General features: G+C 67.0%; 2 protein-coding genes and 1 pseudogene. 2 read left to right on the forward strand and 1 reads right to left on the reverse strand.

Annotated features, from left to right (window positions below):
- Positions 1-131: 131 nt before the first annotated feature.
- On the forward strand, positions 132-2234 hold the full coding sequence (locus ACOJSN_RS19670) for a hypothetical protein (RefSeq protein ID WP_420114178.1): 2103 nt from the start codon (positions 132-134) through the stop codon (positions 2232-2234).
- A 26-nt stretch (positions 2235-2260) separates the two neighbouring features.
- Here the strand turns inward: ACOJSN_RS19670 and ACOJSN_RS19675 are convergent, their stop codons facing one another.
- Complete coding sequence (locus ACOJSN_RS19675) at positions 2261-2680, reverse strand: hypothetical protein (protein ID WP_420114179.1); 420 nt, start codon at positions 2678-2680, stop codon at positions 2261-2263.
- 80 nt (positions 2681-2760) lie between these two features.
- On the opposite strand from ACOJSN_RS19675, the pseudogene ACOJSN_RS19680 reads away from it, so the two are divergent.
- A pseudogene (locus ACOJSN_RS19680) lies at positions 2761-3409 on the forward strand (restriction endonuclease subunit R); the annotation flags it as partial.

Raw genomic sequence — 3409 nt, forward strand, 5'->3', positions numbered from 1 at the left:
CTGCTCTTCCCGGCCCTGGTGACGATGTTGGGGGACCGCGCCTGGTGGCCCAGCAGGCCACCGGCGGACGTCATCGATGCCGCACCGAGCACAGTCGAGGCGTGATGCTGCCCCCAGCGGAGGTCGTCAGGATGGGTCGATGGGTCCGATGGCTCCAGCGTGCGCTCGTCATCGTCGGGGTCGTGGCGCTGACGGCCGGCATCCTGGGCGGTGTCGTCCACCGTGAGGTCGTCGATGGGAACCGCTTTGCGCATCATGTCGACGCGATCCGCACCGATCCCGACGTAGCCCGTCAGCTCGGGCTGGTCGTGACCGAGCGTGTGCTCGATCAGCAGCCTGAACTCGTGGCGCTGCGGCCCTTGATCGAATCGGCGGCGGAGGCGATCGTGGCGAGCCCGTCGCTCGGTCCTGTCGTCGAGGCCACGGTCAGGCCTCTGCACCGTGCGATCGTCTCCGGTGGTGACGACCAGGTGGTGCTGCGTCTGGCCGATGTCGGAGCACTGCTCGTCGCCGCGATCAGGGCGCTCGATCCCGATGCGCACGCGGCCATCCCCAGCAATCTCGACGTCACGCTGGCGGCGATCGGATCGCAGGAGCTGACCGCTGACGTCATCTCGGCCGCTCACACCGTCACCGTGCTGTCGTGGCTGTTGCCGCTGCTCGGACTGGCGTGCCTGACCGGTGTTGCTCTGTGGCGGGCCCGGCAACGGGGTACCGGGGGAGGGCGTGTCGTGGTGGGCCAGCTCAGACGGGCCCTCGTTGCTGTCGTGTTCGTGCTGGTCGGGATGCTGTTGCTCGGGACGATCGCGGTCGGGCGACTCCAGACCGATTCCCTCTCGGGTGCGCTGCTCACGGCCCTTTGGCACGAGCTCGATGGCGGATTGGTGCGTCCGATGCTCGTGCTCGGTGTGGCAGCGGTCGTCCTGGCTGTCATGGACCGGCCCACCATGACGCTCGATCCGCGCACGTGGGGCGTGGCCCTGGCGAGCACCGATCGTCCATCGGGGCTGTCCAGTCCGGCGCGGGCACTCGCCTTGCTGGCGGGCGGCCTCGTGCTGGTGGTCCAGCCCACCGCTGTCGTGACGGTCGTGGCCGTGGCCGCCGGTGTCGTCCTGATCGTCGTGGCGGTGCGTGACCTCCTGTTGTGGTTGCTCGCGTGGCTGCGTGACAGTGCACCGGACCTGGTCAGCCGCGTCAGGCCTGTCGGCCGAGCGGTCGTACCGATGGCCGTCGCGGCGGTCGTCCTCACGGTGCTGGTCGTCGGTGCCTGGCCGCGGGAGTCGGAGCTGGCGATGGCCGCGGCTGACGGTGACGACCGTTGCAATGGTCATGTTGAGCTGTGTGAACGTCCCTACGACCAGGTTGCCTTCCCAGCTACCCACAATTCGATGTCTGCCGCTGATGCCCCGGGCTGGTATCTCGCCGAACAGCCCACCGGGGTGATGGGCCAGCTCGATGACGGGATCCGCGTCTTTCTGATCGACTCCTGGCCTGGGCAGACGACGCCACAACCGGGCATCGTCGCCAACAGTGCAGCCAGCCGGGCTGCGGCGGTGGCGCAGGCCGATGCGGCCTTCGGCTCATCGATCGTGGAGGCTGCCAAGCGCTTGCGTGAGTCCCTCAGCCTGACTCCGCAGGGCGAGGTGACGCCCTATCTGTGTCACGCCTTGTGTGAGCTCGGTGCCACCGAGTGGACCCCGCTGATGCAGGAGGTGCGCGTGTGGATGGAGGCGCACCCGCGCGAGGTCATCACGTTCTTCATCCAGGACGAAGTCTCGCCGGCCGACACCGCCAAGGTGTTCGAGCAGGCAGGGCTCATGCCGTTCATCCACGAGCAGGCGCCGGTCGAACCGTGGCCCACCTTGGCGGAGATGATCGATGCGGGTGAACGACTCGTCGTGCTACACGAACACACCGTCGATCCTGCCGTCCCGTGGATCCTCGATGGCGCGCAGTGGGTGCAGGACACGCCGTACACGTTCCACGCGGCCGACGAGTTCACCTGTGACCTGCTGCGGGGGCCTGCCGATGCGCCCTTGTTCCTGGTGAATCACTGGCTCAGCAATCAGGCGACACGCATCGCCGACGCTGAGGTCGTCAACTCCTATCCGGTCCTGAGCGAGCGACTCGAGCGTTGCCGGGACGAGCGTCAGATGCCCAACTTCGTGGCGGTCGACAACTACGACCGGGGTGACGTTCTGTCCGCGGTCGACGCCATCAACGGGCTCGACTGAGCGGTCGCTGGAGGGTCGCGGGGCGGCTACGCCTCGGTCTGCCACGTCGAGCGGGCGGCAGCAGAGGCCGGGTCCGTGCTGAGGACGCGCACGGCCAGGGCGGTCGTGGACTCCACGCCGAGGTAGCTGACCACGGTGTGCACGCGATGGGTGTCCAGCGGAAGCAGTCCGGCGGTGCCGGGCACATCGGGCGTGATGCCGAGGTCGAGGTCGTCGCGGCCCGACATCATGCGGACATTGAAGTCGTAGCGTTCGCGCGCTCCGGGTGCGCTCAGGCGTCGGACGACTGTGGTTCCCATCCGCCGTGCTCCGGTCTCGACCGCCCACGAGTCCAGCGTGGCCGCGACCGTGCTGCCCCCGAGGTGGTCGATGTCGGCCCACACGGTCCGCATCGGCCCGACCTGGGTGAGCAGGTGAGCCGCGGTCTTCTCGCCGATGCCGTCCACCCCGGGCAGGTTGTCGCATCTCCCGGCGCCAAGAGATCGGTCGGGGGCTGCGGCTGGCCGTCGACCAACACGGCGAGCGTATGGACAACCCTGTCACCGTTCACGACATCAACGAACTGACCGTCGTGACGGACGAGTCGTACACCGACTTCGTAGCTGGTCTGCAGAAGGAGATCGCTGAGTCGTTGGCAGCGCGGCCGCGCAAGGCAAGCGTCAAGTTCTTCGTTGGCAAGGCGTATCAGACCGAGGACGGCGAGTCGGTCGTCGACGAGGCGGTTGCTCAGGCGCTGTACAAGTACCTGGTCAAGAACGACTACATCAACGACGACGACACGATCTCGTCGGTCTACGTCGAGGCCAAGGCGGCTGGAACGCTTGCTGAACCGACCTCCGAGGTCCTCAAGCCGGTCATCGACGTCATGTGGCCGCTCGTGGACTCGTTGTACTTGGAACTGCCCAAGCCAAACGATGGGCGTAAGCCCAAGAAGATCCCGCTCAACGAGGCGAACTTCAAGAAGAAGGAGTTCCAGGAGCTCTGGGGCCGGATCAACCACAAGGCCGTGTACCAGGTCGAATTCGACTCGGCGGAACTCATCGGCAAATGCGTCACCGCGCTCGACACGCACCTCAACGTTGCAGCCATGCAGTACGTCATCCAAGCCGGGACGCAGCGCGAGTCGCTGGATGCCGACGACCTCGCGACCGGCGTGGGCTTCGACGTCTCAACGA

The organism is Pseudactinotalea sp. (assembly GCF_048594945.1).
In the GTDB taxonomy this organism is placed as follows: Bacteria; Actinomycetota; Actinomycetes; order Actinomycetales; family Beutenbergiaceae; genus Pseudactinotalea.